Origin of the sequence: Bradyrhizobium sp. CIR48 (assembly GCF_014198315.1) — a bacterium.
Taxonomy (GTDB): Bacteria; Pseudomonadota; Alphaproteobacteria; order Rhizobiales; family Xanthobacteraceae; genus Bradyrhizobium.
Genome location: NZ_JACIHG010000001.1, coordinates 1,239,792 through 1,266,520, shown reverse-complemented (window position 1 = coordinate 1,266,520; position 26,729 = coordinate 1,239,792). Strand labels below are relative to the sequence as shown.

Here is a 26,729-nt window from a genome sequence, read left to right as displayed (position 1 = left end):
AATTGTCTTTTGGTTGCACTCGCCGGACCGGAATCTGGGGCAGTGCAGTTGCTCTTTGAAGGTGCAAGTGCACGGTTGAGGCCCTTGGTTATCGTCTGGCATCGCGCCCTCGCATTAGCTCGCCGCATCGCCTTGTTCAGATCACCTTCAGTAAGCGGAACCTCGCGATGCTCCGGGCCGAGGTCTGGCACGGGCCACAAGCGGTCCTCATACAGTCGCCGTTCGCTCGCTGTATATGTCGAAATCAAGCTCGATGTTGCGGTCGGCCGCGAACTTGAGGATGTCAGCAGGTATCGAAAATCCCTGATTTCTAGTTTCGAGGTGGAGACCAAAGCTCAAGCGAATTTGTGCCCCCACAGGTAGCTGTTCCCAGACAGTGGGCGCTTGAGGAAAGCGGGCGATCAGCGTTCTAACTGCTTCCGTAACGTCCCATTCGTCGGTCTCTTCCGACGTTAGACAAACCGCCCAGGAACCGAACGTGGCGGGAGGTGCGTTTGCCCTCGCCGAACGCGGTAGGCCTTTGACTTGTGAATGGGTTGGCTCGACATCGAAAAGATGGGTCACATGCTCAGGATGGAGATCATCCGCCCGAACGGTCAGCGAAATCGAGAACCAAGAGATCGGCCCCCCAAGCCATGCTGCGTCCGGAGGTGCGTCTTTTGGCGGTTGCGGACGTGGTCGCTTCATTCGGCTACTGATCCTAAACGGCACAAAGAACGCACCGCGACAAGGTTGCTGCTCCGGTTGCATAAGGCGAATTTATCTACTCTGTCTGTCCCGGAATGTTCAACTTTGAATGACCGATAACGAGGACCGCTTTGGGTCACAAGCGGCCCTCAGCGAGCATCCCCGTGAAGGTCCGCTAAGGGCCAACAGCCGACATCGCGCCGGTGCCGGAATGACGAAAGAGGCCACCCGATTGAGGTGGCCTCTTTTTATGCTTCGGCGCTTCGTTTTTACTTCTTGCGCGGATCGTCGGCTGGATCGATGAACACAATGCCCCCCGGCCCGGTGAATACAATTTGGACCATCGTTTCTTCGTTTGTCGTCCATACATAGTGGGGGTGCTTCGCCGGCAGCGTGAAGACGGAGCCCGGCTTCAATATCTCGCCTTTCGAGGGATCAAACTTTTCCCCCATGGCGTTCCCAAAGCTGCCACTCATCACGGTGACGACCTCGGCATAGGGATGAGTATGCGGCGGAACTTTATAATTCGGCGGGAATTTGACCCGCTGGACGATCGTCTCGGCCTTTGTTAGGTCACCGATCAAGAGGGCGGTTTGCGCGCCCCTGAAGACCGGATGCTCTATCCACGTCAACCCATCGGGCTTGACCACCTTCATCGCATCTTGAGCCATCGCAGAACTTGCCAACGCGATCAAAATGGCACCGGCAAAGGACTTGTTCATCCAAACCTCCTTCCAAATATTGCGGAGCTGGAGGGTCCAACAGGATACTACAAAAATACTCAGACTGAACCGCTTAAATTCATTTTCGGAAGGGCTTGAATCGCCCATGGCAAACCAAGTCCGAATTGGGTCATAAGCAGCCGTCAGGCGAACGATCATGTGACGTTCGGTCCTCTCCAGACAGCTGACATGACAGCGGCTTTCCCGTGTTCAGATCGGGACCACTACCGCATCTAACGGAAGGGCTATTGAGGGCGTCCATCACCCGCGACATCGCGGGATGCGTCCGGTTCTTGACCTTGATCCAGTCCTTGGAGCGACCGCTGCTATAGCGCCGATCGCGACGCTTGGAGACCAGCCCCTCGAGGCCCATGCGAACCGCGGCGCGATAGACCTCGCTCCCGATCTCGCCTGCCTCGAATGGCGTAACGAACATGTCGTCAGGCCGGCCGCGCAGCAAGCGCGCCAGGTTGCTCTTGCGCAGCGAGAGGGGCAGGGGCCGCAGATCTTCGCCGCCGCGCACAAGGATATCGAAGGCGTAAAGCTGCACCTCGTCATCATGCCGACGCGAATGCAGGGCGTTGAAGTCGGAGACGCCGTCGACGCCGAGCACCACGGCCTCTCCGTCGACGAAGTGCCGCTCGCGGTTCTTCAGCGCGGCCTGGACGATCCAGGGGTAGCGCTTGGTCCAATCCGTACCGTTGCGAGAGAGGAGGCGCACCCGCTCGTTCTGCCGAATGACCAGCATTCGGTAGCCGTCGTACTTTACCTCGTGGATCCAGTCAGGCCCTGAAGGGACGTGCTTGGCGGCGGTAGCCAAGCAGAGCTCGTACGTCATACGCATGGACCGAAAATAAGACTTCCCGCTCAATTTGCGAGATCGGGAACTGTGGGCCTCGGTCGGTTGCAGAAAGTGGCTTCTCCGCGGCCGAAGAAGTAAGCGAGCGTAGGATTTGTTCGGCTTGCTCCTTTGTCAAATTGGCTGCCCAGGCGGTCCCTATCAGTGTCGGGCCCTTGCGTACTCGATCGTAAACCATCCAACCCTTGCCGCCCATTCGAACGAAATATCGGCTCTGCGCCGGAATGTTATCAGTCAATGCAGCATGCTCCCAACCAATATGCCCAGCAAGCTAAGGGAGGGCATTCACCTTTGTACCTTCATTCGCAAATGTGAATCTCGTCGGGAGAAAGTGGCAGTGTCTCGTTCTTGTCGCTAACCTTGTGCGATACGTGAGTCGGGGGGATTCATGGATCGGAAGCCTCTTGAGAGCATGTCTCTCGAAGAGCTGTGGCGACTCCACACCGTCGTCAATGATGTTTTGGCGGAGAAGCTTGCGGCGAAGAAGCAAGAGCTAGAACGACGACTGGAGCTGCTCAACCGAGAAGGCAAAGCTCCCCATTAAGGCGGTCGCAATCGACTCGCCGTTTCACGCTGGCGGACCTAGCCGGCTGGGAGAGTCATTGCCGGCGCGAACCGTTCTGAGAATGTTGCGGCCTTTGCATCCCTCGCGGCAGAAAGGGCAGCGGAAATAAACGTGGAACATCCGATGGTCGCCAGCGCCAGGAGAGCCGTACCGAAAATCAGGCTACGCATTTGAGCCTCCCGCAACGGTCGTTACCGTCGCAGTATCGGATTGCATTGTTTCAGCTTCGCTTCGTTGGAGGCCTCAATTGGCTTCGTACACGCGGCCGTGAATGGCATGTTCGCCCCGCGCGCCGGCCGGCCGCGGCGCATTTCGCCGAGCCCACAGGCCTGCCTTCAGATGTCATCGGGCAGCGCCGCGCAGGGGCAGGGCGAGCTGCAGGTCAAATCGTCGCGTCGCGTTGGCGTTGATGAAATCCTGCAGAGCCGGCGAGATCTCGGCGTCGGAGTTGGCGGCGCGCTCGGCCAGCGCGTCGGCAAGGTCGGACGTCGCGTCGCGGGACCAGCGCTCGATCGCATTGAAGCGCACGATCCGAAGCGGATAGGCATATTGGCCGGAGAGGATGTCCTGTAGGACGGTCTCGAGATCGGTGTCGGCCTCGTCGGTCTCACGCCATGCGCACCCGGCACCCGCGCCGAAATCCTCAAGCACCAGGTAGATGTCGCGGTCGAGGCGATCGGCCGGCACGATCGAGGGCGAGGAACGCATACGCATACTCCGATACAAAAGCAGCGGAGAGACGGCCCCGGCTCGCAGGGGCGCTAGGGGGGGTATGGGCCGGGGTCCGCTCCGCCAGCTCGGCGGCAAGCCAGCGAGACTCATAATCTCATCCCCGGGCCTTCGTTCCTGGAAAGCCAGCGCGATCGGCTCGTCGAACTCGCCGGCGCTCCCGTCATGCGCCCTTATGCCAGGGACGGCTGCGGTCGGCGTCGGTCACGCGCGCCTGCTTGATCTCGTCGTAACTGAGGGTCCGATTGCAAAGCCGCCCAAGCGGATCGGAACGCCATCTTGGCCGCGTCCAGGCTGGCGGCGTGGCCGCGATGGGCACTCCGCTGCGGCACGTTGGGCAGAAAGCATGACCAGGACCAATCGGCGCCGCCGCCGACGGCAGTGGTTCTGAAAATGCGGCCGATGTGAAGATGGTCCCAGATCACGACATGGTCGTCAGGCGCGGTTTTACCGCCTATCACGGCGCGGCGCAGGGAGAGTTCGTCGGTCATGGGCGGCGTTATGGCATGAGAACACAGAGAGAACAAATTCCCGGCGATGTGTAGCAAAGTGTGTATCAAGCACAGCCACGCTCGGCCGTTCGCTGGCGCCGTGTGCAGCCTCCCGATCGGTTTACAATTTCGGTAAAAGACCCTGTCTTTGCAAACCGAAGCCGCTCCGTCGTTTCCAAAAATTCTCCCGTAGAAGCAACGATCTGCCGTCGCCTGGGAGACTAGGGGTCGGAGGTTCAAATCCTCTCGCTCCGACCATTTTTCAAAGAATCAAATTCCTTTTCGGCCGGGTTTACCGTGGGCCGCACGTTTCCGCTTGGGTTGCAACGTTCCGCGAGTGTTGCCCTGGCGTCACAGCGTGCAGCGTCAACATGATTTAAGAATTTCGGGCGCGTTGGAATCGCGGAGGGGGCGTCCCGTGGGAAGAGCACTGGCTGCTGTAGCAGTCTTGGCGAGTGTCGCGTCGGGGGCGGAAGCTGCTGACCAAAGCCCCGCACTTTTCACGAAAGCGCGCACGGCTGACTCCAGCCCAAGCTGGACGGGATTCTATGCTGGCGGCAACGTTGGCGGCGCATGGGCAGACCGGACCGTGAATTTCACCGGTGACGCGGCCTCCGCTTTCATCTTCAATCCTGGAGTTCCGATTGCGCCTCCGTTTGCGGGGCAGGTTGCTCCCAACCCTCACGATTTTTCGATGAGTGGTGTCACGGGGGGCCTGCAAGCGGGCTACAATTGGCAGCTGGGTGGCAAATGGCTCGTCGGCGTTGAAGGTGACTTGAGCGCATCCAGCTTGCGCGGAAGCGGTCGCGAAACAACGCCGATTCTGCCCCCAGCTTTCGCGCAGACCATCTCGGCCGAGCAAAAGATTGACTGGTGGGGGAGCATTCGTGGGCGTCTGGGGGCGCTGGTCACGCCTAGCGTTCTTCTGTATGGGACCGGCGGCTTTGCTTTTGGTCGAGTGGCGACATTCGACGACTACATCGCGAACGGACCGGGTGGCGCTTTCAGTGTCTCCGTCGCCGGCACTTCATTCAGCTGTACGATCGGATCGACTTGCTTTACGGGCACCGATTCCCGCATTCAGGCTGGCTGGACGGTGGGTGGAGGCGGCGAATGGCGCTTTGCGCCTCGCTGGAGCTTCAAGGCCGAATATCTCTACGTCGACCTCGGCAAATCGTCAGTGACGGCCACCGCACTCGCAACGGGCATTGGCCCGACCCTGTCCAAATACACGGCGAATTTCGGCCGGGCGGATTTCCACGTGGCGCGAGTGGGCGTGAACTATCACTTTTGAGCCTGGATCAGATCTCTCTAAGGGCCGCCTACCTCAAATACCCCACCACCATCCGCGTCGTCTCGTCCACCAGCGTCCGCACCATCTTCTCCGACAGCATTTCGGGTCCGTTCAACACCGTGTTGTGCGCGACCGCCTCGATCGAACTGACGCAGACGAAGGTTGCGACGTCGAGGTCGATCTTGCGCATCTCCTTGCGGCGGCTTTCGAGATAGGTGCGCACGAGGTCATGGACCTCGCGGTTGAAGGCTTCGACGTCTTTGAGCTGGCCGGTGCGCGGGATCTGTTCGGCGAGCACCCGATGCAGTTTCGGGTCGATGCGGTGGGCTTCGATTGCGACGGTGACGAGCTTTCGCACCGCCTTGTCGATCGGCAGGTCGGCGACTTCCGCGAGCGCGGTGCGGACGAGGCCCATGATCTCCTCGTTGTGACGGTCGATCACGGCGGCGACGAGCGCTTCCTTGCTCGGAAAATACTGGTAGAGCGAGCCGACGCTGACGCCGGCGATCTCGGCGATGCGGTTTGTGCTGGCCTTCTCGAAACCGTCGCGGACCAGAATGCGAGCGGTCGCCTCGACCAATGCGTCGACGGTGGCGCGTGATCGCGCCTGCAAAGCGTTTTTCCGGGGTTTTGTCGGCGGCGTGCGCGCCATGGGCTTTGCGATCCGAATGCGAGTAGGAAAAGCGAGCGAATGCTCACATTATACACGCATATGGCGACCTGTCGGCAAGCCTCTTCGTCGCCATATGGATGCCCAGCCAGGCGGAGAACTGACCATGAGCGTCGCAAGGATCGTGTCGGCCCTGCAGTTTTGTCCAGATCTTTGCGCGCCTCGGAGTCGCGAACCCGGGCCGAGCCTGCAGAGCCGCGGCTTCAACGCGCTGCTCGCCCTGCTGCCCTACAAGCAGCAGCTGGCATCAGCCGAAGCGGTACAGGCGCATGTGCAGAAGCTCGCCTTGCAGCCGGCTTCGTTCGAGCCGCCGAACCTGGGGCGCGACGTCGAGGTGACGCTGACGAAGATGGGCGGCTGGCCGGTCTATTACACCGCACCGGCGTCGGGACATGAGGGCTGCAACTTCGTGATGTTCCTGCACGGCGGCGGCTATATCAACGAGATCGTGCCGGCGCATTGGCGCCTCATAGGTCAGATGACGCGCAAGGCGAACGTGGTGTGCGTCGTGCCGATTTATCCGCTGGCACCGCGCGCCACCGCGAAGGATGTCGTGCCGGCGACGGCCGAGCTGTTGCGCATGCTGCTGGAAGACGCCGGGTCTGCGAAGGTCACGGTAGCAGGCAACTCGGCCGGCGCAGGGCTCGCACTCGCGGCGTGCCAATGGCTGCGCGATCGCGGGCATCGGCAGCCGGACCAGATGATGCTGATCTCGCCCGCGGCCGATGCCTCGGTCAGCCGTCCGGAGCAGATCGAGATCGCAAAGCGCGATCCGATCCAGGACATTCCGGGCATCGTCGAGGCCGGGCGACTCTACGCCGGCGAGCTCGATATCGGCCATCCCTTCGTCAGTCCGCTCAACGGTGCCTTCCGTGCACTGGCGCCGATGACGATCTTCGCAGGGACGCGCGATCTGCTTTACCCCGACAGCGTCGATCTCGCCGAGCGGGCGAGGGCGGTGGGCGTGCCGGTCGAGCTGCATCTGCTGCGTGACCAGCCGCACAATTACGCGCTGATGCCGACCCCGGAGGGGCGCAAGGCGCGGGCGCTCATCATGCGCGCGGTGGCGTGATGGGAGAAGCGTGTGACCGTGGTCACAGGGCGCGCCGCCTCGCTGGGGCTTGGCGCTGGCAGTGCCCGCGAAGGGACAAGCGGCCCCCGGGCGTTTCCTCGTATCCGTCGTCTTCGGATCAGTAGTTTTGCGGGGCCTTAGGCGTGCCCCTTGATCTCGTAATGGCCGGGCACGCATTTGTACCGATCCAGGCGCCAATTGGCGTGATAGATCGGATGCTCGCCCATCCATTTCGCCAACGGCGCCTGTGCGCCGATCGCACATTGCATCAGCGACATCTCGGGCGTCATGTTGCTGTCGGTCACGATTTCCTCGATGCAACTGCCTGAGCTGGCTGCACTCAGCCGGCAGAGCACGGCAACGACGGTCACGAACATTCCTGTCACCTCATCGGTAGTTTCAGACCACGAAGAGGATGCAAGCGGAGTGCCAGAGCCTGTGACACGCAAACAACACGCTGGCCTGGCCGACTCGACCCAGCGTCCGGAGTCCATTTGACGATTCGGATTGTAAAAAAATTACCCATAAACCGAAGCCGGACAATACGGGAACCGGGCACTTTTGCCCCAACTGTGGCAGCAGCGCCGCGGACGCTCCCGCGCAACGGCCGGGCTATCGCGTGTGCTTCCGGCGACGATTGAGCAAGCGCCTCGTCCTTCGAGACGACCGCTTCGCGGTCTCCTCTCATCTGCAACGACCGCGTGGCGACTGCAGGCCAATAGTCCGCGCGCCGAAATAACTGATGCCGAAGATTGCATCGCCGATCCGCTTTCAATTGCGGATGCGGCGCTGCTACATTTCGTGCGCGCGTCCGGCAAGCGGCGCTGTGAAGAAACATACCGACAAGGGAGGGGCCGAAAGTCCCATGAAGGATTTCGCAGGAAAGATCGCGGTCATCACCGGCGGCGGCACGGGAATGGGGCGCGAGCTCGCGCGGCAACTCGTTGCCGAGGGCTGCAATGTCGCGATGTGCGACGTCTCGCAAGCCGCGATGGCGGAGACCAAGCGGCTCTGCGAGATCGAGAAGCTGCCGCAAGGCCTACGCGTCACGACGCATGTCGCCGACGTCTCGATCGAGGATCATCTGAAGCGTTTTCGCGACGAGCTCGCCGAGCAGCAGAAGACCGACAGGATCCATCTGCTGTTCAACAACGCCGGCATCGGCGGTGGCGGCAGCCTGTTCACCAACACGCGCGAGCAGTGGGAGCGCACCTTCAATATCTGCTGGGGTGGCGTCTATCTCGGCGTGCGCACCTTCCTGCCGATGCTGGTCGCGGCGGACGAGGCCCACATCGTCAACACCGCGAGCGTCAACGGCTTCTGGGCCTCGATCGGCATGGGCCAGGCGCACACCGCCTACAGCTCGGCCAAGTTCGCGGTGAAGGGATTTACCGAAGCACTGATCAACGACCTCCGACTGCACGCCCCGCACGTCAAATGCTCGGTGGTGATGCCTGGTCACATCGGCACCTCGATCGTCTCCAACTCGCGCAAGGTGCAGAGCGCCGACGGGTCGGAGCGGCTCAACGCGGACGAGGTCGCGCTGACCCGCAAGCGGATGGTTGCGGCCGGCGTGCCGGATGCCGACAAGATGTCGGACGAGGACATCCAGGCGGCGTTCGCCGAGCGCGCCCGCAGCTTCCTGGAGGATGCGCCGACGACGGCGGCACAGGCCGCGAAGATCATTCTCGACGGGGTCAAGGCGGAGCGATGGCGCATCCTCGTCGGCGAGGACGCCAAGCGTCTCGACGAACGCGTGCGCGCTACGCCGGAGCAGGCCTATGACCGCGCCTTCTACGATAGCTTTACGCAGGAGGTCGGCTGGCGGCTCGGTTGAGATCGCCTCGAAAGGCGCGCGGATATAGGTATGATAATCATCATGGCAAGAGGTGCGCAGATAATTGTACGTGCCACCTCCTGCCAATGTTCATCGCCTCATGACGAATTGGAATGTCACGCATGCGAGGGGGCCGTTTCGTTCAAGCGATGGTGATCTCGAACGGCTCTCATTCGGTGCACGGCTGCTTGGTCGGTAAACTGAAATAGTTTAGTCAATCAGGGATAACGCGATGATAGAGCGTAGCTCCGATGATTCCCGCATGCCTCTCCGACGACTGGATCCTTTGCCCGGAGCGGGAGGACATCTCCGCTGAATTTACGCGGCTCTTGACCGCGGCCCAGGAGGGCGGCGCCACGATCGCCGAATGCCTGATGATCGCGCGGCAGCTGAAGCGCGGCGACGACCGGTCATGGCATCGCGAGTGGAAGAAGCTCGCGCAGGCCAATCGGCAGCGCGCCGAGGCCGCGTTCGCGGAAGGCCACATGGCGAGCGCGCAGCGCAACTGGCTGCGCGCCATGAACTACTACGGTGCGGCGGCGATGCCGCTCGACCCGGCCGACGAGCGCCGCTGGGTCGCGGTGTTCGCGATGCAGGAATGTGCCCGCCGTTACCTCGCGGCGCGCGGCCCGGCCGGCGAAGTCGTGACGATCCCCTGGCTCGACGGACATGCGTTGCAGGGCTATTTCCTTCCCGCGCCGTCGGGAAGCGGACGGGCTCCGACCGTGATCTGCATCGGCGAGCCCGGCCATCGCAAGGAGGAATTCCTGTTCAAGCTCGTGCCGCATGCGCGCGAGCGTGGATTCTCGATGCTGGCGCTCGACCTGTTCGGCGACCAGCGCGACGACTATCTCGACGCGCTGTTGCGGCGCCGGGATCTCGAGAGCGCGATTCCCGGCGTCATGGACTATCTGGAGACGCGCGGCGACATCGATTTCGCCCGGGTCGGGATCATCGCCGACGGCTGGGGCTCGTCCTTCGTGGCGCGCGCGGTGTTGCAGGAGCCGCGGCTTGCCGCCGCCGTCTGCGACGGCGGCCTGTGGGACCTGCACGAGCGGGCCTTCTTTGCCAGCCGATTTGCGATGAGCGACGTCAGCATCGTGCCGGTGCCGCATGCGCCGCTGATGGCCTCCAGCGCCGACTGTCCGGTGCTGATCACGCTCGGCGAGGACGGCTGGCTCAAGGCCGACCGGGCGCGTCAGATCGTCGAGAGCTCCCGGCTCGCCACCTCGGATGTCATGCTGAAGGTGTTCACCGCGGCCGAAACCGGCGCGGCGCAGGCCCATGCAGACAATCCGAGCCTTGCCAACGAATACATCTTCGACTGGCTCGAATCGCGGCTCGGCACCGCCGCGCGGCGGATCTGAGCGCGGGGCCCAGGACCCTAGAAGTCGAGCGAGATCCGGACGCAGGCTTTCTGGAGGCGGTTCTTCAGCGTCGCGAGCTTGCCGGTGAATTCCGTCAATTCGTTCTCGTCGAACTCCTGGAAGACGAACTCGCGGATCGTCTTGTACTGCTCATTGAGGCTTGCGATGTGCTTCTGGGTCTTGTCGGTCAGGGACAGCCGGACCACCCTGGCGTCGGTCGGCGAGGGGCGACGGCGCAGCAGACCCTTCTTTTCGAGCAGCTTGGACTGGGTGGTGACGAAGGACGGATCGACGTGGAGGAGCTTGGAGACGACGTTGACCGGGATGCCGTCATCCTTGTCGAGATCGGAGATGGCCATCAGGATCAGCCATTGCGGACCGCTGATGCCGAGCGTCTTCGCCCAGAACTGACGCAGTTCCTCCAGATACATGTTGATCGACGATATCTCCCAGGTGAAGCGCCTGATGATATCCAGATTGCCGATCGAGCGCAGGCGCGCTCCTTCTTTCCTCGTCGCGGACACAGCGTCACTCCCGTGAACCGATTGTTCAGGCCGGTGTTCGTGGAGGGCCATAGTCCACGCAAGCCTGCTCTGACGCAAGTGCAGGGCAGGGTAATTTCGTCACTAAAACTACAAAGATGATCAGCTCAGCGATTGCCTCGGCCCCGGTGTTGCGCGCGGGGCACAGGCTTAGCGAAAACCGGAAAGCTGACTTAATAAAGTATTTTGATTAGTGAACGACGCAGGCATATTGGTCCTGACGGTGGGGGGTTCTCGATCGTCCCGTTGCAGGTGGTTCGCTCACGTTGCTCGCGTCGAAAGCGGGTGTGTCCGAAAGCGGCCGAGCGGATTGATGGAGACGGGGATCTTGGGGGGCCTCACGGTCCGGTCTCCGTAAAATGAGCAACTTGGAGGTTTTTGAGATGAAAGTGGTGAAGAGCCTTTTGCTCGGCACTGCGGCGGGTCTGATCGCCGTCGGTGGAGCCCAGGCGGCCGATCTTCCGGTCAAGGCCAAGGCAGTCGAGTACGTCAAGATCTGCACGCTGTACGGCGCGGGCTTCTACTACATCCCGGGCAGCGACACCTGCATCAAGCTCGGCGGCTATGTGCGTGCCGAAGTGGCGCTCAACGCCGGCGGCAATTACAGCGCCCAGTACAACGGCGTGTTCGCGGCCAACAACCGCCTCACCAACTACTACTCGATGCGCGCTCGTGAAGATCTCAACATCGACACGCGCACCGCGACCGAGTACGGCGTGGTCCGCACCTATTTCGACGCGGTCTTCACCTGGACGACCGGCAGCTATGGCGGGACCGGTTCGGGCACGGGGGCGACCCAGTATAGCGGCACGATCGGCCTCAACGCGGCCGGCACAGGCCTCACCGGCTCGAGCGGCGGCAACATCAACGGCACCGACGGCAATCTTTCCGGCGGCGCGCTCGGCGTCTACTACGCCTTCGTCCAGTTCGCCGGCTTCACCATGGGTAAGGCCGTGTCGCAGTTCGACGCGCCCTGGATCAACTATCCCGGCAACAATTTCGACCAGCTCGTCGGCGGCAGCGGCACCACCAACGGCGTGACCCAGTTCACCTACACCGCCGATTTCGGCCAGGGTGTGACGGCCGCGTTCTCGGCGCAGGACCAGACGCAGGTGTTCCAGACCAACATCTGGAACACCGCGGGCATGTCCACCACCGGCGTTCTCGGCGGTGCCTACGGCTCCAACGACCTCGGCGGCACCCGCTCGCCCGACCTCGTCGCCATGGTTCGCGTCGACCAGGCCTGGGGCCTGTTCCAGGCGTCGGTCGCCGCGCACGACAACCATGTCGCCTATTACGGTGCGACCGAAGTGACCGGTCATCCCGAAGACAAATGGGGCTGGGCCGTTCAGCTCGCGTTGGGCATCAAGAACATCCCGACCGGCGCCGGCGACGTGATCAACATCTCGGGCGTCTACACCGAAGGCGCGAGCCGCTACAACTTCCAGGAGCTGGCCGCGACCAGCTACTCGATGTTCGGCAGCTCGAATGCCGCCTATCAGAGCATCGGCTTCGCCGGCGTGTCCGACGCGGTGTTCGGACCGGGCGGCCAGCTCGAGCTGACCAAGACCTACGGCTTCCGGGGGGCCTTCACCCACAACTGGAGCCCGTACTGGAACACGGCGCTGTACGGCGCGTGGGCTGCGGTCAACTACAGCGGCACGGCGAAGAGCATGATCTGTGGCAGCGCGGCGTTCGCCACCCTGACCGGGTCCTGCAACCCGGACTTCAACATCGGCCAGGTCGGTGTCATCACCCGCTGGACGCCGGTGAAGAACCTGACCTTCTCGGCTGACTTCACCTACAGCCATCTCGACCAGAAGTATTCGGGTGTGATCACGACCGGAGCACTGACGGGCGTCGCCAAGCCGGCGGCGACCTACGAGCTGAAGGACCAGGACACCTACAGCATGCTGCTGCGCGCCCAGCGCAACTGGTGAGCTTGACGTCCCTCGATGCGACAGGGCCCCGGCGGGAGACCGCCGGGGCTTTTTGTTTGTGGAGATCTTTCGCAATCCAACCGTCCGTGCAGACGGCGAAGACGAGCTATGCGATTCAATCGCCTCAGATTTATTTACTTACATGAGTTACTAAGCTATATATCTCCAAGCCAAATACGAAAGTTGCGGCTCTTAGCTTCACGCTAAGCCTCCAGAAGCCTCCGGCGATGCCCCGCCGGAGGTTTTTCGTTTTTGGGGGCAAGCGTTTTTGAGCGAAGTGGATACCGGTTCGCGTCAAGAAAGCGCGTCAAACAGATGCTACCCGCGCATCACGCGGGCGCGTCCGTTCGGTCGGTAGGCGAGGCGGCTGTGGCCGGCGCAATAGGGCTGAGCGTCGGGCGCGGCATTGCCGCAGAAGCAGAAATCCTCGGCGCCCGGCGTCGAGATCGGCCAACGGCAGCGGTTCTCGGCCAGCTCCATCAGCGAGCAGCGATTGGCGTCGTCGATCGGACCTGTGGCCACGGGTGCGTCGGTGTCGCCATAGATCGTGGCGAGCATCTCATATTGCAGCCGCGGCACGGCTCTCGGCGCCCGCGCCGGCCGGTCCTGAACCTTGCGCTCGTCGATGGTGCGGCCGCGCGTGAGATTGAGGCGGGACAGCTTGCCGATCACCGCGTTGCGGCTGACGCCGATATCGGCGGCGATCTCGCGGCAGGAGAGGCCGGCCTCGAAATGCCGCTTCAGAAGTTCGATGCGATCGTCGGTCCAGGTGGGTGAAAGAACAGGCATGTGTCACGGTCCCAGGTTGCAGATGTAGCCATCCGCCTTCCGAGATCCGTCCGCCTCACGTTCGGCGCGCGCTCACGTCCTGCCATTGTCGCGAATCGACAAAAGCCCGTCCTTGATGGCGAGACGGATGCCTTCCTCGATCAGGGTACGTGCGACGCCGGGAACGCTGGTGCCGTGGGTGCCCTGTCTCACCAGCTTCTCCAGGTAGGTGATGGTCGAGAGCGCCAAGGTTACGGGAATACGGTCAGTCTCGGCTTTTTCGGTGGCCATGGCCCGAACGCTAGCCTCTTACTCGGGTACATAAAAGTAACGATTAAGACTCTATTTAGGTTCGGGGGTGGAAGTCAAATGCAGGCTGAGCTTGATGCTCAACATGTTGGAATCGCACGGGAAATTAGACGCGACGAGGCGCGCCGCGCGAGAGTCCCGGCGGCGGCGTGGCGTCGATAGGTCGGGAGGAGCGGGCCGGCTCAGCCGTGCACGATCGCCTTTTCGATCATGCAGTGGATGCCCTTGGCGCCGTTGACGGTCTGGGTTACGCGCAGATCGGCCGCCAGGCTGCACAGCGTGTAGGCATCCTCGCGCGACAGGTTTCGCGTCTCGCCGAGCAGCGCGATCATGTCGCGCAACGCGCGCACGACGCACTGGTCGAGGTCGGGATCCATCGCCATGGTCATGTAGTGGGTCGCCGTCTCGGCGCGGGGATAGTCGAACTTCAGGTCCTTGCGCAGCGTCAGTCGGAAGCGGCCCTGCAGCGCGGTCTCGATCGCGGTGACGCAGACCTCGCCGTCGCCCTGCACGCCGTGGCCGTCGCCGCAGGAGAACATCGCGCCCGGCACGAACACCGGCAAATAGAGCGTCGCGCCGGCGCCGAGCTCCTTGTTGTCGAGATTGCCGCCCATGGCGCGCGGGATCAGCGAGGAGATGCGGCCCCAGCTAGGGGGCGGCGACACGCCCATCACGCCGAAGAACGGCTTCAGCGGCAGATCGAGGCCCCACGGCATGCGGCCGACCATCCGCGCCCGGTCGAGCGGGATGTTGAGGATGCGGGTCTCGTGGAAATCGTCGGGCAGGGTGCCGGACAGCGGCTTGATCATGTTCCAGCCCCAATCCTGCCGGAGCTGGACATCGAGGATCTCGACCGCGAGCACGTCGCCGGGCTGGGCGCCTTCGACCGCGATCGGGCCGGTGAGAATGTGGCCGGGCAGCATGCGCTCGTTATTGGCATGAACCTCGAACATCTCCGGCGGAATGTGAAACTTGTCGCGATCGGGCAGCATGTCGGGGCCGCCGCTGATGGTGTCGACTGTCACCTCGTCGCCGCTCGCGACGGTGAGCACGGGCTTGAGCGCGGCTTCGAAGAAGCCCCAATGGCAGGTTTTGGGGCTGGAATGCAGGTGGTGATGGGTCATTTGCCGCATCCGGTCGCTTTCATCAGGCCGGGCTTGACCCGGCGATCGATCCTCTTTCAAGAAGATTTCTGAAGATCGCCGGGCAGGTCAAGCCCCGCGCGGACCGACCAGTTCATTCCAGCGAGGCTCCCCTGTTTTTCGTGCTTTCCAAGACGCTTGGCACCGCGCTGCTGCCGATCAACTTCATGGTCGAGCTCGGTATCCTGTCGCTGGTGCTGATGGCGACGCGCTTTGCCGCGCTCGGCCGCAAGCTTGCGGTGACCACGCTGGTGCTGCTGGCGCTGGCGGCGTTCTCGCCACTCGGCAACCTCCTGATCTATCCGCTGGAGTCGCGCTTTCCGGCGTGGGACCCCTCGCGCGGCGCGCCCGACGGCATCATCGTGCTTGGCGGCTCGGTCGACACCGATTTGTCGGCGGCGCATCGCGCGCCCGTGGTCGCGCACGCCGCCGATCGTCTGTTTGCGCCGGCCGAGCTCGCGCGCCGCTATCCGAATGCGCGCATCGTCTTTACCGGGGGGACGGCGAACCTGGTCTCGACCGACGCGCGGGAAGCCGACTATTCCGCGCCGATCCTGGAAAATCTGGGCATTGCGAAGCAGCGCCTCATCCTGGAGCGCAGCTCCCGCAACACCTGGGAGAATGCGATCTTCACGAAAGAGCTGGTGGCGCCGAAGCCGGGCGAGCGCTGGCTGCTGGTGACGTCGGCCTTTCATATGCCGCGCTCGATGGGAATCTTCCGCAAGGCCGGATTTGACGTCGAGGCCTATCCCGTGGACTGGCGGATGGGCGGGCGTGACGATCTGTTCTCCTTCACCAATATGGGCGCGGACGGGCTGGGCCGAACCGAAGTCGCGGTGCGCGAGTGGATCGGCCTGGTGGCTTACCGTCTGATGGGCAGGACCGGCGAGTTGCTTCCGGGACCGGGCAAGGACTAGAACGAGAACCGTAAAACAAGAACACACGGCGCACGATCGCCGGGCCGGAGGAAGCCATGCAACAGCAGAGTGCAGACAGCATCGATCTTGGCGGCCTCGTCGCCGATCTCAACAGCCTGCTGCGGCTGAAGACGACAGTGATCGGCATGAAGCTGTTCGCGCAAGCGGCAGAGATGGAGGCGATCCCGAAAATCCGGCGGCCGAATGCGATCCACACCACGGACCAGATCGTCAGCATGGCCGCGCGCCTGGGCTGGACCGTCGGCATCACCGCCGATGACCTTGTCGGCGCGCAATGCCGCGCGGTGATCGGCCTTGCGCCGCAGGACGACAAATGGCTCGCCGGCGAGAACTATGTCGGGGTCTGGCACGGCACCGCGGAGGACGCGCGCAAGCGCCAGGAGGCGCTGGACGTGGTTCCGTTCGGACACTATGAGGCGCTTGCCGTCAGTCCGCTCGCGAGCGGACGGCTCGATCCGCCGGACATCTGCCTTGTCTATGCGACGCCCGGGCAGATGATCATCCTGATCAACGGGCTGCAATATACCGGCTACAAGAAGTTCGAATGGGGCGTCGTCGGCGAGACGGCTTGCGCGGATTCCTGGGGCCGGGCGCTCAAGACCGGGGAGCCCAGCCTGTCCTTGCCATGCTATGCCGAACGGCGCTATGGCGGCGTGCCGGACGAGGAGATGCTGATGGCCTTGAAGCCTTCGCATCTCGCCAAGGCAATTGAAGGCATGAAGGCGCTGGCCAAAAACGGCCTGCGCTATCCGATCCCGCCCTATGGCATTCAAAGCGACGTCCGCGCCGGCATGGGCGTAAGTTACGCGAAAAAGTAAAGGCCGATCATGAGCTCTGCGAAATTCGACATCGTCGTCTACGGCGCGACCGGTTTCACCGGCCAGCTCGTCGCCGAGTATCTGGCGGCACATTACAGGGACGACAAGGCGCTGACATGGGCGATGGCGGGCCGTAGTCTCGACAAGCTCAAATCGGTGCGTGACGCGATCGGCGCGCCCGCGGATACGCCGCTGATCGTGGCGGATGCGTCGAACGCTGCCTCGCTGAAGGCGATGGTGGCGCAGACCAGATCGGTGATCACGACGGTCGGTCCGTACCAATTCTATGGCGAGGACCTGCTCGCGGCCTGCATCGCTGCGGGCACAGACTATTTCGATCTCTGCGGCGAGCCGGTCTGGATGCGGCAGATGATCGACAAGTACGATGCGGCGGCCAAGGCGAGCGGAGCGCGCATCGTGTTTTCCTGCGGCTATGATTCCGTGCCGTTCGAGCTCGGCACGTTCTTCGTGCAGGAAGAGGCCAGGCGCGTGTTCGGTGCGCCGGCTGCGCGCGTCAAGGGCCGCGTGCGCGACATGCGCGGCACCCTGTCGGGCGGCACCGCGGCGAGCGCGAAAGCGACCTTCGATGCTGTCGCCAAGGATCTCAGCCTCGTCGCCATTCTCAACGACCATTTTGCGTTGACGCCCGGATTTACCGGTCCGAAGCAGCCGAAAGGCAACAGAGCGGCCTACGAGGAGGATCTGCAATCCTGGGCCGCGCCGTTCATGATGGCACTGATCAACACGCGCAACGTCCATCGCTCCAACATGCTGATGGGCTTTCCCTACGGCCAGGACTTCGTCTACGACGAGATGGTTCTGACCGGTCCCGGCGAGAAGGGCGAGGCCAACGCCAAGCGCGTGATGGCGGTCAATGCCGAGAAGACCGGCCCGAACGCGCCGAAGCCGGGCGAGGGGCCGTCGAAGGAAGAGCGCGAGAACGGACTCTTCAATTTGCTTTATGTCGCGATCGCGCCGGACGGCCGCCAGGTCCGCGCCGGCGTCACCGGCGACCGCGATCCCGGCTATGGCTCGACCTCGAAGATGATTTCCGAATGCGCGATCTGCCTGCTCCGCGACGCCGCGGACGTTCCGGCCGGGTTCTGGACCCCGGGCGCAGCGATGCAGCACAAGCTGATCAAGCGGCTGCGGGACAATGCGGGGCTGACGTTCAGGGTGGAGAGCTAGCTCGGCTCTCGTAGGGTGGGCAAAGCGAAGCGTGCCCACCATTGTCGCGATTAGGACGAGATCGTGGGCACGGCGCTTTGCGCCTTTGCCCACCCTACGACAGCGTTCGTGCCGCTACGCTGCCCGCGCGTCATATGCGTACATGAAATCCATGCTTTTCGATCCCAGCGGCAGCAGCCATTTCAGCATCTGATTGCGCACCCACGCGCCGGTGGCGCTGAATTCGCGCTTGCTGTTGCCGTTGCGGCGCGCCATGGCGACGATCTTCTCGGTGCGCGGGCGGCGCTCCGCCTCGAATGCCCTAAAGGTGGCGCCGAGCTCCTGGTCCTCCTGCATCAGGCGGGCAAGCCGCATCGCGTCTTCGAGCGCCAGCGAGGCGCCCTGGCCGGCGTGAGGGCTGGTCGCGTGCGCGGCATCGCCGATCAACAGCGAGCGCTTGCGCGACCAGGTCGGCAGGGTCGCGACGTCGAGCGTGTCGGTGACGACGATGTTCTCGGCGGCCTCGATGATATCAGGGATCGGATCGTGCCAGCCGCGGTGGAAGCCGCGCAGATGCCGCTTCAGCGTCGTCGGGTCGAGGGCGCGAAACATCGCGGCGTCCATGCCGTGCGCGGGCTGCGTGCTCCACCACATCACGCCGTCCGTGGGATCTGGGCTGCAATAGCCATAGCCGAAGAAGCCGCTCTGGCCGAACGTGGTTTCGACGTGGCGGCCGATCGATCTGCCGTCGAGCACGGCGTGCGGCACGAAGCCGCCGAAGCCGATCAGTCCGGTATTGAACGGCTGCGGTCCGTCCGGCACCACCTGCCGACGGGTGATCGAGTGCACGCCGTCGGCGCCGATCAGGAAGTCGCCCTCGGCGGTGGTGCCGTCGGCGAAATAGGCGATGATCGGCTGGTCGCCGCGATCCTCGATCTTGATCACGCGCTTCTCGAAATAGAGCGAAACGCAGGCGCACCAGGCCTTGTCGATCAGGATTTCGTTCAGCGTGGCGCGGCAGACGTTCACCGCGGGCTGCCCGAAGCGCCGCTCCATGTCGCGGTTGATCGAGCCGAGCCTCGCGCCGCCCTGCGAATAGAAGTCGAAGGATTCGGCGATCGAGCCTCGGCTGATCAATTCATTCGCCAGCCCAATCTCGTCCAGCACATGCATGCCGTTCGGCGCGATCTGCAGCCCGCCGCCGATGCCCTTGGAATAGGGCCAGGCCTCGTAGATCGCGGACTCGATGCCGGCGCGGCGCAGCAGGATCGCGGCCACGGGGCCGGCAATGCCGGCGCCGATGATCAGGGCCTTGCGGGGACGATAGGACATGGCTTGCTCCCGACGTTTCCGTGGTGCTAGGAGGAATTACGGTCGCTAAATCTCTTAGTGACTAAGATATATATCGCCTAAGATATGAGGTCGGCCTTGTCAAGGACGAAGGCGCGCGCTGCGCTGCTGCAGGAGCTCGAGGAGGCGATGCGCAGGTCGTCGGCGCAGGGCGTGCTCTATGGGCAAACCGTTGCCAACGTTGCCGGAATTGCCAATTCCGATCTCGAATGCATGGACATCCTGTATCTCGAGGGACGCGTCACCGCAGGGAGGCTCGCCGAGGTCACGGGCCTCACGACGGGCGCCATCACCGGCGTGGTCGACCGGCTCGAAAAGGCCGGCCTGGTGCGCCGTGAGCGGGATGAGAAAGATCGCCGCAAGGTCTTCATCGCCGTCGTGCCGGACGCGGCGATGAAGATCGGCCAATTCTACGTGCCGATGCAGCAGGCGATGGAGAAGGTATTCGGCGGCTATTCCGACGAGGAATTGCGGCTGCTGCTGCGTTTCGCCAACGAAGGCTACAAGGGTGTGCTCGCGGCGACGGAGGCCTTGAAGGGCCTGCTCGACACGCCGCCGGAAAAGCGGCCGGCCCTCAAGCTGAAGAAGCTTCGTCGCTAATTTTGTAGATCTGCGCGGCCGCGATCATGCCCCACATCGCGCCCAGCATCATCCAGAAGTGCCGCCAGTGGTCGGTGTCGATCACGAAGCTTTCGCCGACGGTGCCGACGAAGGCGGAGAACACTGCGAGATAAGCACGCTGCCAGGGCACCGGGACGAAGATGTGCCGGAAGCCCATGATGACGGTGGTGAAGACCAGCGCGGGATAGCACACGCCGGAGAGCCATCCGCCGGACATGAAGGCGTTGAGATAGGAATTGTGGGTGTCCTCGGGGAAGAAGCGGTGGAATTGCAGCGGGCCGATGCCGAACGGCAGGTCGAGCGCCATCTCCGCACCGAGGATGTGGCGGCCGAAGCGGCCGAAGCGGCCCTCGTCGTAGCTCTGGTCGAAGCTGGCGCGCTGCTTGAACATCTCGGCGGTGGAATCGAACGACAGCAGCACCGCGATCAGCGCGAGCCCCAGCACCGCGGCCACGATCGCCATGATGATGATGCGCGAGCGCTGCGCGTTGGTGCGGCTGGTCAGCACCATCAGCGCCAGCATGAAGGCGGAGGTCAGCACCAGGCCGCCCCAGGCGGCGCGTGAGAAGGCGAGCAGGATCGCCAGCGACATGATGCCGAAGGCGATGACGTTGCGGAACGCCTTCCCCAGTCTGTCCGAAACCACGCTCTGCAGCGCGAACAGCGCGGGCAGGATCAGGAAGGCACCGAGCACGTTCGGGTCCTTGAACGTGCCGCGCGCGCGGCCGTAGAGTGTGAGAAGGTCGTTGCCGCCGGGCACCAGGTGGAAATAGCCGGCGACCGCCAGCAGCGAGGCGATCATTCCGCCGACCACGAGGCCTCGGCGGAGCATGTCGAGCCGGGCTGCGGTATCCTCGGACGTGACCATGGCGAAGAACACCACGGTCACCGCCATGTACCAGGAGGTCGCGATCCAGCTCACCACCTCGGACTGCTCGAACAGCGGGATGGCGCTGATCGTGTAGCCGACATTGAGCAGGACCAGCATCAGCACCAGCGGCATCAGCGCGAGCCGCAGCCGCAGGCCGGTGGCGAAGAACGTGACGGCCGCGAGCAGCGTCATGATCTCGTAGGGGCTCGGCTCGATGAAGACGACCGCGCCGGAGGCGCCGACCAGCCACACCAGCGCACGCTGCAGCGCCAGCACGCCGGGCGCAGCCGGTACGGCAACGTTCACTCCACCGGCTGTCGCCGCATACGCCATCACATGCTCATACGCTTACGCTACTCACACGCCACAAACACCGCTGTCATCGCCCGGCTCGACCGGGCGATCCAGTACTCCGTGGGGCCATTGGAGACGACGGCCGGCGCCGCGGCGTACTGGATGCCCCGCTTTCGCGGGGCATGACGGAAACTCAATACGCGTTCTCGTTCTTGGTCAGCAGCGAGATCGGCGTCTTCAGGAGAATGTAGAGGTCGAACAGCACCGACCAGTTCTCGATGTAATAGAGGTCGAACTCGACGCGCTTCTGGATCTTTTCTTCGTTGTCGATCTCGCCGCGCCAGCCGTTGATCTGGGCCCAGCCGGTGATGCCGGGCTTGACGCGGTGGCGGGCGAAATAGCCGTCGACGGCTTCGTCGAACAGCCGGCTCTGCAGCTTGCCCTGCACCGCATGCGGGCGCGGACCGACCAGGGAGAGGTTGCCGGAGAAGACCACGTTGAAGAGCTGCGGCAGCTCGTCGAGGCTGGTCTTGCGGATGAAGCGGCCGACGCGGGTGACGCGCGGATCGTTCTTGGTCACGACCTTGGAGGCGGTCGGATCGGCCTGATGGTGGTACATCGAGCGGAATTTGTAGACGTCGATGCGCTCGTTGTTGAAGCCGAAGCGCTTCTGGCGGAATAGCGCCGGACCGGGGCTGTCGAGCTTCACCGCCAGCGCCACCAGGCCCATCACCGGCAGGGCCGCGAGCAGCGCGAGGCTGCCGACGACGCGGTCGAACAGCCATTTCATCACCAGATCCCAGTCGGTGATCGGCGCCTCGAACACGTCGAGCGTCGGCACCTCGCCGAGATAGGAATAAGAGCGGGGCCGGAAGCGCAGCTTGTTGGTGTGCGCGGAGAGGCGGATGTCGACCGGCAGCACCCAGAGCTTCTTCAGCATTTCCAGGATGCGCGTTTCCGCCGAGATCGGCAGCGCGAACAGCACGAGATCGACGCGGGTGCGGCGGGCGAATTCGACGATGTCGTCGACCTTGCCGAGCTTGCGCGCGCCGGCGCAGGTGTCGAGCGCGCGGCTGTCGTTGCGGTCGTCGAACACGCCAAGCACGTGGATGTCGGAATCCTCCTGCGCGTTGAGCGCTTCGACCAGCTGCTCGCCATTGCTGTCGGAGCCGACGATGATGGTGCGGCGGTCGAGCCGGCCCTGGCGCGCCCAGCCGCGCACCAGCGAGCGCAGCACCAGGCGCTCGGCGAGCAGCGCGGCGAGACCGAGGAAGTAGAAGGCGGCAAGCCACAGCCGCGAGATTTCGCTGCCGTATTTGGCGAAGAAGGAGATGCCGATGAACAGCAGGAAGACGAACGACCAGGACGAGATCATCCGTGTCATCTGCCGGAGCTGACCGCGGAACAGCTGCACCTGATAGATGTCGGCGGCTTGGAAGCAGACCACGGCGGCGATCGATACGGCGATGACCTCCGCGGGATAGACCCAGCTGAAGCCGGAGAGCGGCATGACATAGCCGACATAGAGCGCGATACCGACGAGGCTGAGCAGCGCGAAGTCGGCCACGCGCACGAAACCGGCGATCACGATCGGCGAATAGGCGCGGGCGACCTTCTGGTTGACGACGTCGAGGGCTGCGGGTGAGAGCCGGCGGCGGCGCTCCACAAAGGGTTGGTCAGCGGGCTTGGCCGCGGCGCTGGTCGCGGCATCGAGCATCGAGCGTGCGTTGAGCGGTTCCACGGGCGTCCACGTCCATTTCAAGCACCCGCGGGCCAATAGCGTTGGCGCCCCGGGCGGCATCCCCTGGTCCTTCGATTATCGAACAAATCGGAAGATTTTCTAAAGCGGGCTTAACGATGGTTAATGATTGGCAAATGCGTCGCGATAGCCGGCGATCACGCCGTCGACCATGGCGGCTTGCGAGAAATGCGCCGAGATGCGTTCGCGCAAGGACACGGCGCGCTGCGCGGTGGTCTGGGGATCATCGAGCGCCGCGGCGATCGCCTCGGCCATCGCCTCGGAATTGCTCGGCGCGAACAGGGCCGGGCTGTCGGAGCCGAAGATCTCGGGGATGCCCCCAATGCGGGAAGCGATCATGGGAATGCCGGCCGCGCCGGCCTCGATCACGACATAGGGCATGGAATCGCCGCGCGAGGGGACGACCAGCAGCCGCCCCTTGGAGAAGCCGTAGCGCGCCTTGACGTGACCGATGAAGCGGATCGCATGGGTGAGGCCGAGTCTTTCGACCTGCGCCTTCAGCGCCGCGGTTTCCTCGCCGTCGCCGCCAAGCGTCAGCGTGACCTTCTTGCCGCCCTCGTGCAGGCGCGCCACGGCATCGACCAGGAGATCGGCGCCCTTGATGTGCCTGAACTCGCCGACATAGCAGAGGTCGGTGGCATCGTCGGTGGTCACGACGGGCTCGAATTCCTCGGGCGTGACGCCATTGAAGACGCAATGCACCACGCCCTTGGGCGTGCCGACGATGCGTTGATAGGTGTCGCGCGCGAATGCGCTCTCGAACAGGAACAGATCGGTCGCGTCCATCAGCGTCCGCTCCAGCCGCGCGTAAAACTCGCCCTTGAAGGTGTTGAGGGGATAGTGCAGCGAGCCACCATGCGGCGTGTAGATGCGGATGGTGTCGTCGGAGCGTCGCCGCATGCGGATGAAGGCGCCGGCCTTGGCACCGTGGCCGTGCATGACGTCGGGCTTGAGCATGGCGATCAGGCGCCGCATGCGCAGCCACACAAGAACGTCGTCCGGCGACGGCTCGCGGCGGATCGCGAGCCGGTGCACGCCGAGCTTCAGCCGCGGCCCGAGCTCGGCAAGAGCCTTGTCGGCGCGCTCGCCGCCGGTGAGGCTGTCGGCGAGAATGCCGACATGATGGCCGCGATCGACCTGGCCGTTGGCGACGTCGAGGATGTGGCGGAAGATTCCGCCGACCGGAGCACGCACGGCGTGCAGGATGCGAAGCGGCCGGTCAGGAGAGGGGGGCATGAATCAAAACCAGCGCGCGACGGCGAATGCCGAACAATTCCGAGGAAAATATCGAGACGGATTAAGGGGCCTCGTGGTTAACAAACGGTGACGAGTGCGCCTGCGCAAGTCGCCGCATGCCGCGATTAACCCAGCGGCAACCTTAATGGAGTGTAATCGGCCCGGTTGAGGTAGCTTAGTGGCGTTGCCCCTGCGGGAGTGTTCGATGCGTTTAGCGTTCTGGCGTGCCGGCAAGGACAAGGCCGTGGTTGCGCGAGCCGTCTCAAAGGCCAAACCCGAAGTCGCGCCCAAGGCTGAGACCAAGGCTGAGACCAAGCCTGAGACCAAAGTCGAGGCCAAGGCTGAAGTCAGGCTTGAAGCAAAGCCTACGCCGATCGTCACCAAGCAGGCACAAGTCGAATCCGGCGATATCGATCTGCACGCGCTCGGCGCGGCATTGGCGCGCAAGCGCGGCTGGATCATCGTGCCGACGGTGCTGGCGCTCGTCGCCTCCGTTGCCGTCGTCAATCTCGTCACGCCGCGCTACAAGTCCGAATCGCGCATCCTGATCGATGGCCGCGAGAACGTGTTCCTGCGTCCGAGCAGCGACCGCACAGAGGAGCGGCAGGCGCTCGACGCCGAGGCCGTCACCAGCCAGGTGCAGCTGGTGCTGTCGCGCGATCTGGCCCGGGAAATCATCAAGAAGAACAAGCTCGCCGAACGCCCCGAATTCGATCCCGTGCTGCAAGGCATCTCGCCGCTGAAGTCGCTGGCCGCGATGATCGGTATCGGCCGCGATCCGTTCTCGATGACGCCGGAAGAGCGCGTGCTCGATGCCTATTACGATCGTCTCCAGGCCTACGCCGTCGACAAGTCGCGCGTGATCGTGGTCGAATTCCAGTCCGCCGATCCGGACCTTGCAGCGCGCGTCGCCAATTCGATTGCCGAAGGCTATCTCGTGCTCCAGCAGACTGCGCGCCAGGAGCAGGCCAAGAATGCCAGCCAGTGGCTCGCCGGCGAGATCGGGGATATGCGCAAGAAGGTCTCCGAGGCCGAGGCACGGGTGGAAGACTTCCGTTCGAAGTCGAGCCTGTTCGTCGGTACCAACAATACCACGCTCTCGAACCAGCAGATGGGCGAGGTCAACACCCAGCTCAACAATGCGCGCGCGCTGAAAGCCGACGCCGAGGCGAAGGCGCGCCTGATCCGGGAGATGCTCCAGAGCGGCAAGCCGATCGAGGCGTCTGAAGTTCTGAACTCGGACGCGGTGCGCGGGCCTTCCCAGCAGCGTGTGGCATTGCGGGCGACCCTCGCCGAGCAATCCTCGACGCTGCTTGGCAACCATCCGCGCATCAAGGAACTGAAGGCGCAGCTCGCCGAGCTGGACAACCAGATTCGGGACGAGGCGGCCAAGATCGCACGCGCGCTCGAGAACGATGCGAAGGCCGCCAGCGGTCGGGTGCAGGAGCTGTCGATAAGTCTCGAACAGCTTAAGAAGCAGGCGGCCGCCACCAACGGCCAGGATGTCCAGCTCCGCGCGCTCGAGCGCGAGGCCAAGGCGCAGCGCGACCTGCTGGAGGGGTATCTCGCCAAGTACCGCGAGGCCAATACCCGCGAGACCATCGACACGGCGCCGACCGACGGCCGCATCATCTCGCGCGCCATCGTCTCGAATACGCCGGCCTATCCGAAGAAGCTGCCGATCGTGCTGATCGCGACGATCGCCACGCTGCTGCTTTCGTCCGGCGTCGTCGTCACCGGCGAGTTGTTGCGCCAGACCGCGCCCCGCACGGTGGCCGCGTTCAGCCCGGTGCAAACGCAGGCACCGGTGCGCCAGGAACCGGCTGTCCAGCCGATCGTCCAGCCGGTTGTCCGACCCGAGGTCGAGCCGATCGCCGATGCGGTCATGGCAGAGCCCGCGCCGCTTCAGCCGGAGATGACTGATGATGCCGACGTCACAGAATTCACCGAGATCGAACATCTGGCCGGCAGCCTGCGCGCCGCGGGCGCTGCGGCGAGGAAGGTCACGGTGCTCGGCACCGCTTCCGGTGAAGCCATCACGCTGTCGACGCTGACGCTCGCCCGGCATCTGGCCCGCGAGACGCGCGTCGTCGTGGTCGATCTCGCCGCGTCCTCGCCGACGATTGCCGCGGTCTCCGTCGATGCTTCGGCGCCCGGCCTTGCCGAGCTGATGCAGGGCGAGGCGTCGTTCGCGCAAATCATCACCCGGGACAAACTATCGCGGTTGCATCTCGTCATGGCCGGCCGTCCCGGCTTCGACCGCAGCGTGCTGCAATCGCCGCGGGTGACGCTGGCCATCGACGCGCTGCTGCGCGCCTATGATCACGTGCTGATCGACGCCGGCAGCGCCTCCGACCTTCCGGCCGAGCTGCTGACGGCGCATGCCCGCGCCGTCGTGGTGCCCGATGCGTCGATGACGGCGGATGCGCGTACGCTGATGTGCGAGCAGCTGAGGGCGGTCGGCTTCAGCGAGGTGACGATGTTGAGCAAGCCGGTGCAGGCTTCGGGTGCGGTGGATGCGCCCCGCGTGGTGGCGGCGTAGGCTTTTCTTTCTCCGCGCACTCGGAATCGTAGGGTGGGCAAAGGCGCACTTGCGCCGTGCCCACGGCCTGTCCGATACGGTAACAAAAGACGTGGGCACGCTTCGCTTTGCCCACCCTACGATACTTGCCTTGCAGGAG

25 protein-coding genes are annotated in these 26,729 nt (G+C 63.7%); 10 read left to right on the top strand and 15 right to left on the bottom strand.

Annotated features, from left to right (window positions below):
• Positions 1-207 precede the first annotated feature (207 nt).
• The 5 genes from GGD66_RS06165 to GGD66_RS06145 form a co-directional block, all read right to left on the bottom strand.
• Complete coding sequence (locus GGD66_RS06165; RefSeq protein ID WP_183257091.1) at positions 208-687, bottom strand: DUF4279 domain-containing protein; 480 nt, start codon at positions 685-687, stop codon at positions 208-210.
• Positions 688-956: 269 nt separating this feature from the next.
• Complete coding sequence (locus GGD66_RS06160; protein WP_026202295.1) at positions 957-1,409, bottom strand: cupin domain-containing protein; 453 nt, start codon at positions 1,407-1,409, stop codon at positions 957-959.
• A gap of 130 nt (positions 1,410-1,539) precedes the next feature.
• Positions 1,540-2,229, bottom strand: a complete 690-nt coding sequence (locus tag GGD66_RS06155) for an RNA ligase family protein (RefSeq protein WP_244550673.1) — start codon at positions 2,227-2,229, stop codon at positions 1,540-1,542.
• Between the two features lie 946 nt (positions 2,230-3,175).
• Positions 3,176-3,541, bottom strand: a complete 366-nt coding sequence (locus GGD66_RS06150; RefSeq protein WP_092257457.1) for a hypothetical protein — start codon at positions 3,539-3,541, stop codon at positions 3,176-3,178.
• A 194-nt stretch (positions 3,542-3,735) separates the two neighbouring features.
• Positions 3,736-4,053: a hypothetical protein gene (locus tag GGD66_RS06145; protein WP_244550672.1), complete on the bottom strand. Its 318-nt coding sequence runs from the start codon at positions 4,051-4,053 to the stop codon at positions 3,736-3,738.
• Positions 4,054-4,390: 337 nt separating this feature from the next.
• Between GGD66_RS06145 and GGD66_RS06140 the strand changes: the two genes are divergently transcribed.
• Entirely contained in the window at positions 4,391-5,347 is a 957-nt protein-coding gene (locus GGD66_RS06140; RefSeq protein WP_312012748.1) for an outer membrane beta-barrel protein, read from the top strand.
• A 28-nt stretch (positions 5,348-5,375) separates the two neighbouring features.
• Here GGD66_RS06140 and GGD66_RS06135 read toward each other — a convergent pair whose 3' ends face one another.
• A complete protein-coding gene (locus GGD66_RS06135) occupies positions 5,376-5,960 on the bottom strand; it encodes a TetR/AcrR family transcriptional regulator (RefSeq protein ID WP_246788768.1) in 585 nt (194 codons plus the stop codon).
• 163 nt (positions 5,961-6,123) lie between these two features.
• Between GGD66_RS06135 and GGD66_RS06130 the strand changes: the two genes are divergently transcribed.
• Entirely contained in the window at positions 6,124-7,089 is a 966-nt protein-coding gene (locus GGD66_RS06130) for an alpha/beta hydrolase fold domain-containing protein (RefSeq protein ID WP_183257089.1), read from the top strand.
• Positions 7,090-7,226: 137 nt separating this feature from the next.
• Here GGD66_RS06130 and GGD66_RS06125 read toward each other — a convergent pair whose 3' ends face one another.
• A complete protein-coding gene (locus tag GGD66_RS06125; protein ID WP_092257446.1) occupies positions 7,227-7,466 on the bottom strand; it encodes a hypothetical protein in 240 nt (79 codons plus the stop codon).
• Positions 7,467-7,954: 488 nt separating this feature from the next.
• On the opposite strand from GGD66_RS06125, the gene GGD66_RS06120 reads away from it, so the two are divergent.
• Positions 7,955-8,926: an SDR family oxidoreductase gene (locus tag GGD66_RS06120; RefSeq protein WP_092257788.1), complete on the top strand. Its 972-nt coding sequence runs from the start codon at positions 7,955-7,957 to the stop codon at positions 8,924-8,926.
• A 251-nt stretch (positions 8,927-9,177) separates the two neighbouring features.
• Positions 9,178-10,293 carry a S9 family peptidase gene (locus tag GGD66_RS06115; protein ID WP_183257088.1) on the top strand — a complete coding sequence of 372 codons (1,116 nt, stop codon included), beginning with the start codon at positions 9,178-9,180 and terminating at the stop codon, positions 10,291-10,293.
• Positions 10,294-10,310: 17 nt separating this feature from the next.
• Here GGD66_RS06115 and GGD66_RS06110 read toward each other — a convergent pair whose 3' ends face one another.
• Entirely contained in the window at positions 10,311-10,817 is a 507-nt protein-coding gene (locus GGD66_RS06110) for a MarR family winged helix-turn-helix transcriptional regulator (protein ID WP_026202299.1), read from the bottom strand.
• Positions 10,818-11,218: 401 nt separating this feature from the next.
• On the opposite strand from GGD66_RS06110, the gene GGD66_RS06105 reads away from it, so the two are divergent.
• A complete protein-coding gene (locus GGD66_RS06105) occupies positions 11,219-12,775 on the top strand; it encodes a porin (protein WP_183257087.1) in 1,557 nt (518 codons plus the stop codon).
• Between the two features lie 318 nt (positions 12,776-13,093).
• Here the strand turns inward: GGD66_RS06105 and GGD66_RS06100 are convergent, their stop codons facing one another.
• The 3 genes from GGD66_RS06100 to GGD66_RS06090 all read right to left on the bottom strand — a co-directional run bounded on the left by GGD66_RS06100 (position 13,094) and on the right by GGD66_RS06090 (position 14,976).
• Positions 13,094-13,564 carry a GcrA family cell cycle regulator gene (locus GGD66_RS06100; RefSeq protein ID WP_092257442.1) on the bottom strand — a complete coding sequence of 157 codons (471 nt, stop codon included), beginning with the start codon at positions 13,562-13,564 and terminating at the stop codon, positions 13,094-13,096.
• 72 nt (positions 13,565-13,636) lie between these two features.
• Positions 13,637-13,834, bottom strand: coding sequence for a hypothetical protein (locus GGD66_RS06095; protein WP_007603456.1), 198 nt, complete (start codon positions 13,832-13,834; stop codon positions 13,637-13,639).
• Positions 13,835-14,034: 200 nt separating this feature from the next.
• On the bottom strand, positions 14,035-14,976 hold the full coding sequence (locus tag GGD66_RS06090; protein WP_183257086.1) for an acetamidase/formamidase family protein: 942 nt from the start codon (positions 14,974-14,976) through the stop codon (positions 14,035-14,037).
• 185 nt (positions 14,977-15,161) lie between these two features.
• Between GGD66_RS06090 and GGD66_RS06085 the strand changes: the two genes are divergently transcribed.
• Genes GGD66_RS06085 through GGD66_RS06075 form a run of 3 tightly spaced genes read left to right on the top strand, consistent with a single transcriptional unit; the run spans position 15,162 to position 17,938 of the window.
• A complete protein-coding gene (locus GGD66_RS06085; protein ID WP_210321494.1) occupies positions 15,162-15,911 on the top strand; it encodes a YdcF family protein in 750 nt (249 codons plus the stop codon).
• A 56-nt stretch (positions 15,912-15,967) separates the two neighbouring features.
• Entirely contained in the window at positions 15,968-16,750 is a 783-nt protein-coding gene (locus GGD66_RS06080) for a DUF169 domain-containing protein (RefSeq protein WP_092257436.1), read from the top strand.
• Between the two features lie 9 nt (positions 16,751-16,759).
• Positions 16,760-17,938, top strand: a complete 1,179-nt coding sequence (locus GGD66_RS06075) for a trans-acting enoyl reductase family protein (RefSeq protein WP_183257085.1) — start codon at positions 16,760-16,762, stop codon at positions 17,936-17,938.
• Between the two features lie 114 nt (positions 17,939-18,052).
• On the opposite strand, the gene GGD66_RS06070 is transcribed toward GGD66_RS06075, so the two are convergent.
• Entirely contained in the window at positions 18,053-19,249 is a 1,197-nt protein-coding gene (locus GGD66_RS06070; RefSeq protein ID WP_183257084.1) for an FAD-dependent monooxygenase, read from the bottom strand.
• Positions 19,250-19,396: 147 nt separating this feature from the next.
• Between GGD66_RS06070 and GGD66_RS06065 the strand changes: the two genes are divergently transcribed.
• Positions 19,397-19,867, top strand: coding sequence for a MarR family transcriptional regulator (locus tag GGD66_RS06065; protein WP_183231737.1), 471 nt, complete (start codon positions 19,397-19,399; stop codon positions 19,865-19,867).
• On the opposite strand, the gene GGD66_RS06060 is transcribed toward GGD66_RS06065, so the two are convergent.
• The 3 genes from GGD66_RS06060 to GGD66_RS06050 form a co-directional block, all read right to left on the bottom strand.
• Positions 19,842-21,092 carry an O-antigen ligase gene (locus GGD66_RS06060; protein WP_183257083.1) on the bottom strand — a complete coding sequence of 417 codons (1,251 nt, stop codon included), beginning with the start codon at positions 21,090-21,092 and terminating at the stop codon, positions 19,842-19,844. The two genes, GGD66_RS06065 and GGD66_RS06060, sit on opposite strands and share 26 nt — an antisense overlap.
• Before the next feature lie 154 nt (positions 21,093-21,246).
• Positions 21,247-22,794 carry an undecaprenyl-phosphate glucose phosphotransferase gene (locus GGD66_RS06055; protein ID WP_183257082.1) on the bottom strand — a complete coding sequence of 516 codons (1,548 nt, stop codon included), beginning with the start codon at positions 22,792-22,794 and terminating at the stop codon, positions 21,247-21,249.
• A 120-nt stretch (positions 22,795-22,914) separates the two neighbouring features.
• Positions 22,915-24,048, bottom strand: coding sequence for a glycosyltransferase family 4 protein (locus tag GGD66_RS06050; protein ID WP_183257081.1), 1,134 nt, complete (start codon positions 24,046-24,048; stop codon positions 22,915-22,917).
• Positions 24,049-24,253: 205 nt separating this feature from the next.
• Between GGD66_RS06050 and GGD66_RS06045 the strand changes: the two genes are divergently transcribed.
• The gene (locus tag GGD66_RS06045) at positions 24,254-26,590 is read left to right on the top strand and encodes an exopolysaccharide transport family protein (protein WP_183257080.1); all 2,337 of its coding nucleotides are present in this window, start codon (positions 24,254-24,256) and stop codon (positions 26,588-26,590) included.
• Positions 26,591-26,729 lie beyond the last annotated feature (139 nt).

Excerpts from the sequence above, each read along its gene's own strand:
- GGD66_RS06165 (WP_183257091.1), bottom strand. The coding sequence starts at position 687 with ATGAAGCGACCACGTCCGCAACCGCCAAAAGACGCACCTCCGGACGCA.
- GGD66_RS06160 (WP_026202295.1), bottom strand. The coding sequence starts at position 1,409 with ATGAACAAGTCCTTTGCCGGTGCCATTTTGATCGCGTTGGCAAGTTCT.
- GGD66_RS06150 (WP_092257457.1), bottom strand. The coding sequence starts at position 3,541 with ATGCGTTCCTCGCCCTCGATCGTGCCGGCCGATCGCCTCGACCGCGAC.
- GGD66_RS06145 (WP_244550672.1), bottom strand. The coding sequence starts at position 4,053 with ATGACCGACGAACTCTCCCTGCGCCGCGCCGTGATAGGCGGTAAAACC.
- GGD66_RS06130 (WP_183257089.1), top strand. The coding sequence starts at position 6,124 with ATGAGCGTCGCAAGGATCGTGTCGGCCCTGCAGTTTTGTCCAGATCTT.
- GGD66_RS06125 (WP_092257446.1), bottom strand. The coding sequence starts at position 7,466 with ATGTTCGTGACCGTCGTTGCCGTGCTCTGCCGGCTGAGTGCAGCCAGC.
- GGD66_RS06120 (WP_092257788.1), top strand. The coding sequence starts at position 7,955 with ATGAAGGATTTCGCAGGAAAGATCGCGGTCATCACCGGCGGCGGCACG.
- GGD66_RS06115 (WP_183257088.1), top strand. The coding sequence starts at position 9,178 with ATGATTCCCGCATGCCTCTCCGACGACTGGATCCTTTGCCCGGAGCGG.
- GGD66_RS06105 (WP_183257087.1), top strand. The coding sequence starts at position 11,219 with ATGAAAGTGGTGAAGAGCCTTTTGCTCGGCACTGCGGCGGGTCTGATC.
- GGD66_RS06100 (WP_092257442.1), bottom strand. The coding sequence starts at position 13,564 with ATGCCTGTTCTTTCACCCACCTGGACCGACGATCGCATCGAACTTCTG.
- GGD66_RS06095 (WP_007603456.1), bottom strand. The coding sequence starts at position 13,834 with ATGGCCACCGAAAAAGCCGAGACTGACCGTATTCCCGTAACCTTGGCG.
- GGD66_RS06090 (WP_183257086.1), bottom strand. The coding sequence starts at position 14,976 with ATGACCCATCACCACCTGCATTCCAGCCCCAAAACCTGCCATTGGGGC.
- GGD66_RS06085 (WP_210321494.1), top strand. The coding sequence starts at position 15,162 with ATGGTCGAGCTCGGTATCCTGTCGCTGGTGCTGATGGCGACGCGCTTT.
- GGD66_RS06080 (WP_092257436.1), top strand. The coding sequence starts at position 15,968 with ATGCAACAGCAGAGTGCAGACAGCATCGATCTTGGCGGCCTCGTCGCC.
- GGD66_RS06075 (WP_183257085.1), top strand. The coding sequence starts at position 16,760 with ATGAGCTCTGCGAAATTCGACATCGTCGTCTACGGCGCGACCGGTTTC.
- GGD66_RS06070 (WP_183257084.1), bottom strand. The coding sequence starts at position 19,249 with ATGTCCTATCGTCCCCGCAAGGCCCTGATCATCGGCGCCGGCATTGCC.
- GGD66_RS06065 (WP_183231737.1), top strand. The coding sequence starts at position 19,397 with ATGCGCAGGTCGTCGGCGCAGGGCGTGCTCTATGGGCAAACCGTTGCC.
- GGD66_RS06060 (WP_183257083.1), bottom strand. The coding sequence starts at position 21,092 with ATGGCGTATGCGGCGACAGCCGGTGGAGTGAACGTTGCCGTACCGGCT.
- GGD66_RS06050 (WP_183257081.1), bottom strand. The coding sequence starts at position 24,048 with ATGCCCCCCTCTCCTGACCGGCCGCTTCGCATCCTGCACGCCGTGCGT.
- GGD66_RS06045 (WP_183257080.1), top strand. The coding sequence starts at position 24,254 with ATGCGTTTAGCGTTCTGGCGTGCCGGCAAGGACAAGGCCGTGGTTGCG.